The following is a 6,181-nucleotide window of genomic DNA, read 5'->3' on the forward strand; positions in this document are numbered from 1 at the left end:
TCATTCTGCGTTTGAGGGTGGAAACATGTTCAGTAAAAGACTTGACTTGATCTGCTTGAGAAGGTCGGCTTGACGCTCAAGAAGAATGATGCAGTCGTCTATTTTTTGAAAAAATTCTCCGATTTTTTGTTGTTCTTCCAGGCTAGATGGCAACATAACGGGAAGACTAAGAAAATCTTGAGAAGAGACGTTTAAAAGTCCGTGATTCCTAGCACCTTCTGCTGCCCTTTCCAAAATCCAACTGTGCCAACCTGTAGTTTCAAAAAAATATGACAGGTAATTAGGATCAACATGTTGCGGATCAGTTATTGAAAAAACCAAATACAAAGTAGATAGAACCCCTTCTTCATAGTCGACCAAACGTCTAACGGCACCTACAGGAGCATCTTTAGATGTACTTCGGTTGTAGGCAAATTCCCCTTTTTTTATCAGATAGTAGTTGCTAACATCTTGGGCGGCTACTCGATTATTGAAATAAACCGTTTGATCAACAAGCCCGTGTTGCGCTGAGATGGTTAGTGGTCTGTTATTCTGTTTTTTAATATTTTTTCTTGTTATCCGTACGGCAAAATTCTGAAGTTTTTCCTGCTCCCAATCGGCGTTGAATCCCGTTAATCTTATCGCCGGCTTCGTTTCTCCATTCTTAGGGAACATTTTTTGAAGAAAAGTTGTTCGAATTTTTTGGAATCTGTTCAATTTACGCTGATGAAGAGTAATAAGCCTATCTAATGAATAAAAAAAGATGCCAATTTTCCGCTGTTCCGCGAGAGAAGGAATTTGAATATTTACTTTCCCTATTTCGTTTTTATTAATTTTTTTCGGAAATGCGATATGGAGGGTTCTCTTCCAAACTTCTTTTCTTGTAGAATTGCTTCTAAAGGAAGCATTAACAAAATAGGGATCAGTTTCTCTAAGTTTTAATAAAGCTAAACTCACATAGAATGCAACCTTTTGATTTCTTTCATAAACATTGGCTGTGCCTACATCTCCAATTCTCGTTAACAGTACATCTCCCTTTTTGGGATATACCGGAAAATCTCTAAGAAAATCTTTCTCAGAGATAAACTTACTTGACTGTAACGTTGTAATGTTTTCTACGGATAGAAAAGGAATTCCGTTACTGGTGTATCTTGGCGTCTGATGCGTTCCATCATATATTGAGGCTATTTCGTTTAACTTACGCTGTTCCCACGCTTCGGTGAAACCTTTAAAGCGAATTTTTACCGATTTGTTTTGGTTCACGGCTCTACCCCTTAATTAACTCTTGGAGTGCCTTTAAAGCCTTAGACTGAATTTCATCGGCCTGTAATTCTGACAAAAGACTGGAAAGCTCATCAGAAGTTTTCTTAATTTCTTCCTCAAGAGCAATAAACGAGGAGCTATGCTCTGCCTGTAAAGTTGAAAGTTTTTCCGAGAACTTAAAGACGAGGTCGTCCCCCATTCTCTCCCAGCTTTTTACTAACGGATAGATCCATTTATTCGTTAAGAGTTCTTCAAATTCTTCTTCTGTGAGACTTTGCTGCTTTTTCGAAGTTTCCCCATCGAGTTCTTCATAAATTTTTTTAGCTTCTTTGCGTGTCTTATCCGCTGCTGAAATTTGTGAAGCAACTTTTTTTAAGAATTCCTGAGATTCTGAAAGAGTAAGGCCGGCCTTTTCGTCTTTTGCAATCGCCTTAGAGAGGGCTTTGATTTCCTTCGGAATAAAGACTTCTTTATCTTGATCGATTGCAGAATCAAACTCAAAGTCTTCTGGAATTTCACCGTACAGTTCTTTCAACTCTTCTTTGGCAAGCTCGGCGCTCCTTTCGGCGGAACTTAGTTCTTCTAACTTAGTCGGAAAATAACGCTCCTGAATAAAAGTTCTGACAAAAGCGCCGAGTTGAAATGAAGCTTCCCCGTAGGAAGTTATTTCTTCTTTTCCTAACTCAGGATTGTTGCGTTCATCAGTTTTTTCCTGTCTTTGCTCCTCCCCGAAAACTTCACTACCGTCCTGGGAAGAGAGAGCTTCCATATCATTTGTTATTTCTGTCCAATGTTGGGAGAAGAGTTCAAATGCTTCGTACTTATCGATTAAGGGCAGTTTTTCTGCTTGTTCCAGTATTTCTGAAACAATTGATTCAAACGCCAAACTCTGAGAAATTACTTGACGCTCTGCTATAAGTTTTTGTTTGAGGAGAGGAAAAAGCGCCTTGAAAGACTCATGAACTTTCTTTTTAAATTCTATGATTGCCGGAAAATTTTCCAGGATTTCTTTCGCGTTTTCCTTTAAGACAAAATAGCCGTCTTCCCTTTGGTTGAATAATTTTTCTTTAAGCCCTTCAAACACGTTCCAAAACGGCTGTAAAGTGTCAATCTCCTTCTTTGGTATTCCGCTGTAAATTAAAGAATATAAATCCGATCTCTCCTCTTCAGAAGAAGCGATGTAACGTGGAATATTCAAGTTAAATCCGTTGTTTTCAATTTCTTCAAAAGAAACCCTACGAGAAAAACCTTCCAGCTCTTTGCGATCTTTCCATACCTCTACGGCTTTTCTAATGTCCCGCGCTCTTAATTTATTTTTTGCCGTGACTTTTTCAAATCCTTTTGAAGCATCAATAAAAAGAACGTCTTTTTGCTCTCTTGACTTCTTTAACACCATAATGATCGTCGGAATTCCAGTTCCGAAGAAAATATTGGGCGGCAAGCCAATGACAGCGTCAATTTGATTCAATTTAAGAAGCTGTGTTCTGATACGTTCCTCTTCCCCTCCCCGGAATAAAACCCCATGAGGCAAAACAATGGTGAGAATACCATCGTACTTCAGGTGGTATAGATCGTGCAGAAGAAACGCGAAATCCGCAGCGCTTTTCGGCGCTAAGCCATAATTTTGAAAGCGCGGATCAGCTGCCATGCCATCAGGGTTCCACTTTAAGGAATAAGGAGGGTTAGAGACAACTGCGTCTACTAAAAGCGGCTCATCTTTAAGCGTATTTCTTGGCCAATCATTGCGCAGCGTATCGTTGTTGCTGGTCGAAATGTTGTCTCGAATAATGCCTCTCATGACAAGGTTCATTCGAGTTAGGTTGTAAGTCGCCTCTATGATTTCTTGTGCGAAATATCTAATTGAATCTGTTGATTTTCCCTGCTTTTCAATCGCTTTACCAATGGTAATCAGGAGAGAACCCGAACCGCTTGTCGGATCATAAACAGAAATGCGTTCTCTATCTTTTAAGGAGTAAGCAACAATCTCGGCCATCAGTTCCGAGACTTCGTGCGGTGTATAGAATTCCCCCGCCTTTTTCCCGGCTGAGGAAGCGAATTGGCCGATTAAATACTCATAGATGAACCCAAGAACATCGTACCCCCCCCCGCATTTTTCATCGGAATGTTGTCTATGAGACGGGCGAGTTTAACGATCATCTGAGAGCGCGTGGCATCGTTTTCGCCAAGGCTCAAGAGGCCCGCATTAAGAGAACGAAAAATATTGGAGAACAAGGGATTTTCAAGCGTCACTAAATTAAAATTGCTCAAAGTAGCCGAAAGACTCCCGATATTCATTCCCTTATCTTTTCCCATCATTGAGGAAAACAGATTTTCTTCAGGGATGTAATAGCCGAGGTTGTCTATAAGATAAGTTTTGACGTCCTCAGCGGCCAAGTCTTCTTTAGATGCGCCCAAGTTGTCTTTGAGATATTTGACCTCGTTTTCCGAAAGGAACTTGTAAAACAGAAGTCCCAAAATAAAATCTTTATAGTTTCCGGCTTCTATTTTTCCCCGCATCTCATTGGCACCCTTCCAGATCTGGGCGGCCAGTTCTTGTTTATTCATAGTTGTTCCATCCTCTCATATTTTTGAGGAATATTAGTCGATTCGAACGGCGCATATCGAGAAAATACTGTTGTCAAGAAAAAATGTGCTTTTGACCACAATTTCTTTACGCTAGAGGATGACTACGTCTTGCTTATCACCTGAGACACCGACAGCTCTAGATTTTTGACTTCATCTCAAACAATAGCAGGGCAAAAGATTTTGGGTTCGACTCTAAAGGCGTTCCTCTTCCCGAAATTTGTGGTCTTTTTCACATATCTAATTATCCATTTTGCTCTGTCAAAGCATCGCTTTTTGGTTAAAAACAAAAATCCCGAGTACCAACTTCAATCGCCGATACTCGGGAGTTTTACTTAGCTCCCGGCCTTAATGCACTTAGCCGGAAACTTTCTGCAAGTTTCTAGAGATTAGAACTGGTAGCTATATTTAGCTTTCAGCATCTGATCCAATCTGCCGTCGTTGCCGCCGCCCACGGAATAATGAAGTCCGAAGGAGTGGCTGCCTTTAACGGCATTGACGCCGATCGTACCGTTTACCAAAGCGTTATTGGTAATACGTGCATCGAACGAATCAGAAACAGCAGTATTGCGCAAACAGACCTTATTCTTGACCTTACGATCACCAAAGTTCGGTGTCACCGTCACGTCTACGAACGGCTTGATTTCAGCGCCGCCGGCAGTCTTAATATCGGAGCTCACTGCGACACCGACCGGCAGTTCAAAGAGGTTAGCGCTCTCATTTCTATAAGAGAAGCCGCCTGCATTGAAATCGTCAACCTTGACGTGCTTGTAGCGAAGACCAACGTGCGGAGTAACCTTCACTGCCTCAGTAACAGCAAACGGTTTTTCAGCATGAATGCCAGCGACAAAGGTCTTACCGTTGGGTTTTGCCTTGTAGCCCTGAGACTTAATCTCATTTTTGCTCTGAAGATAACCGACAGAACCGATCAAGTTCACATACGGATTGGACCAAACTCCGTAGAGAGTGAAACCGAAGTAATCGATATTGTTCTTGATTCCGGCTCCGGTGTTTTGGCCTCTGAGAGAGCCCTTACCGAAGTTGGCCGCCAAGCCGGCTGCTAAACCATTACCGAAGGAGTAGTCGCTGCCGACAGTAATACCGGAGATATCACTTCTGTAGCCGTACTCAACGGAACCTGCAGAATAGTGACGAGCCTTGCTGAAAGAGCCGTTGACGTCAATCCAAAGGTCGGTGCCCTTGCGGTCATGAGCGTTGCCGGCAAGCACGGACCCGTGAGAATCGATCGTATCCAGCTGAGTGTTGGCAATATTGACAGCCATTGTCTGAGTGCCGGATGCAGTACCCATCAAAGCGATTGCGTTCAGTTTTGCCGTTGCCTGCTGAGTCGTCGCATTTGTTGTAATGGCTTCAATTCTGTCTTTTGCAAGACCGTCAGCCGTTAATGCAAAGTTCACAGAGTTCGGGATCAGGATATCTGCACCGAATACAGTTTCAGCCTTAGCGGTAACAACCTTATTGTCCACAACTTGCTTGAGCAGATTGTCTGTAGAGAATAGGTAAGTCATCATCTTTAACCGCAAAGACGGTGGTGCCTTCCTTAACTGCTGTGGCATTGAGCAGAACAACGCTGCTGCCTTTGGCTGCATCAACTTTGTCTACGACAACCAGAGGAGAAGATCCGTTATAGCCTTCAAGCGCCTTGATGAGGACTTTTCCGTCGGAAGCAACGGTCAAAGTATTTGAGGAAGCTGCACGTGCGTTGTCGGCGTTTGCGTTTAGTGCGCCCACATTAATGGATCCGGCAACAGTCGTTCTGGGGGCTTCAAGTACAACAACAAGAAGGTGAACCTCGTCCAGATGCCGATCGGTGTCGCATTCAACGCCGACGTTAAGGCCTCGTGCGGTGCCGTCATCAAACCCTTTGTTGATGTTTCTATAGTTCCGGCTATCGGCCACAGAAAAGTCAAAAACTCTTTCGGTTTGGCTGACGGAAGCGCAACCGACAAGCTTGAAACCCGTATCGCCAACAATGCGCTCTTCCAGGGCAAAGTTGGTGTGGAAAGCGCCTACAAGAACCACAGCTTCAGTCTGAACTATGGTGTAGGTACGGGTAACAAGGGCCGCGTCGATCAGGCTCTTCAGGCCAGATACCGCTACAGCTTCTAATCCTGAGAAGCAGAGAGGAGCCTCAGCGCTCAGTTGAGACTTCTCCGCTCTTCTTTGTTTGGACCTCGTTTCCAAACTTTGTAAGAATACAGACAAAATGCCGCAGCAGCCCTGCGGCATTTTTCGGTGTGCTCGGCATGAGCATTCTCTATAGGGTGAAAGTCCCGAGTCTGCCCGCTAGTGGGAAAGACTAGCGAACCCCAAGGTGTCTGCAGTGATGCAGAAG

General features: G+C 43.4%; 6 protein-coding genes. 1 reads left to right on the forward strand and 5 read right to left on the reverse strand.

The features are described 5' to 3' along the window. The 5 genes from ACZND6_RS10285 to ACZND6_RS10305 form a co-directional block, all read right to left on the reverse strand. The gene (locus tag ACZND6_RS10285; RefSeq protein WP_489524634.1) at positions 1-1,242 is read right to left on the reverse strand and encodes a restriction endonuclease subunit S; all 1,242 of its coding nucleotides are present in this window, start codon (positions 1,240-1,242) and stop codon (positions 1-3) included. A 4-nt stretch (positions 1,243-1,246) separates the two neighbouring features. After that, complete coding sequence (locus tag ACZND6_RS10290; protein ID WP_366143027.1) at positions 1,247-3,322, reverse strand: type I restriction-modification system subunit M; 2,076 nt, start codon at positions 3,320-3,322, stop codon at positions 1,247-1,249. Continuing rightward, complete coding sequence (locus tag ACZND6_RS10295) at positions 3,307-3,807, reverse strand: type I restriction-modification system subunit M N-terminal domain-containing protein (protein WP_293737855.1); 501 nt, start codon at positions 3,805-3,807, stop codon at positions 3,307-3,309. The genes ACZND6_RS10290 and ACZND6_RS10295 overlap by 16 nt, the downstream gene beginning before the upstream one ends. A gap of 407 nt (positions 3,808-4,214) precedes the next feature. Continuing rightward, on the reverse strand, positions 4,215-5,357 hold the full coding sequence (locus tag ACZND6_RS10300; protein WP_489524635.1) for an autotransporter outer membrane beta-barrel domain-containing protein: 1,143 nt from the start codon (positions 5,355-5,357) through the stop codon (positions 4,215-4,217). Further along, complete coding sequence (locus ACZND6_RS10305) at positions 5,302-5,577, reverse strand: hypothetical protein (RefSeq protein WP_293737857.1); 276 nt, start codon at positions 5,575-5,577, stop codon at positions 5,302-5,304. Before ACZND6_RS10305 ends, ACZND6_RS10300 begins: the two co-directional genes overlap by 56 nt. Before the next feature lie 54 nt (positions 5,578-5,631). Here ACZND6_RS10305 and ACZND6_RS10310 point away from each other — a divergent pair, with 54 nt between their 5' ends. Continuing rightward, positions 5,632-5,955: an autotransporter outer membrane beta-barrel domain-containing protein gene (locus tag ACZND6_RS10310; RefSeq protein ID WP_278385438.1), complete on the forward strand. Its 324-nt coding sequence runs from the start codon at positions 5,632-5,634 to the stop codon at positions 5,953-5,955. The last annotated feature ends 226 nt before the right edge of the window (positions 5,956-6,181 follow it).

It is taken from the genome of Parasutterella sp. (assembly GCF_057870745.1).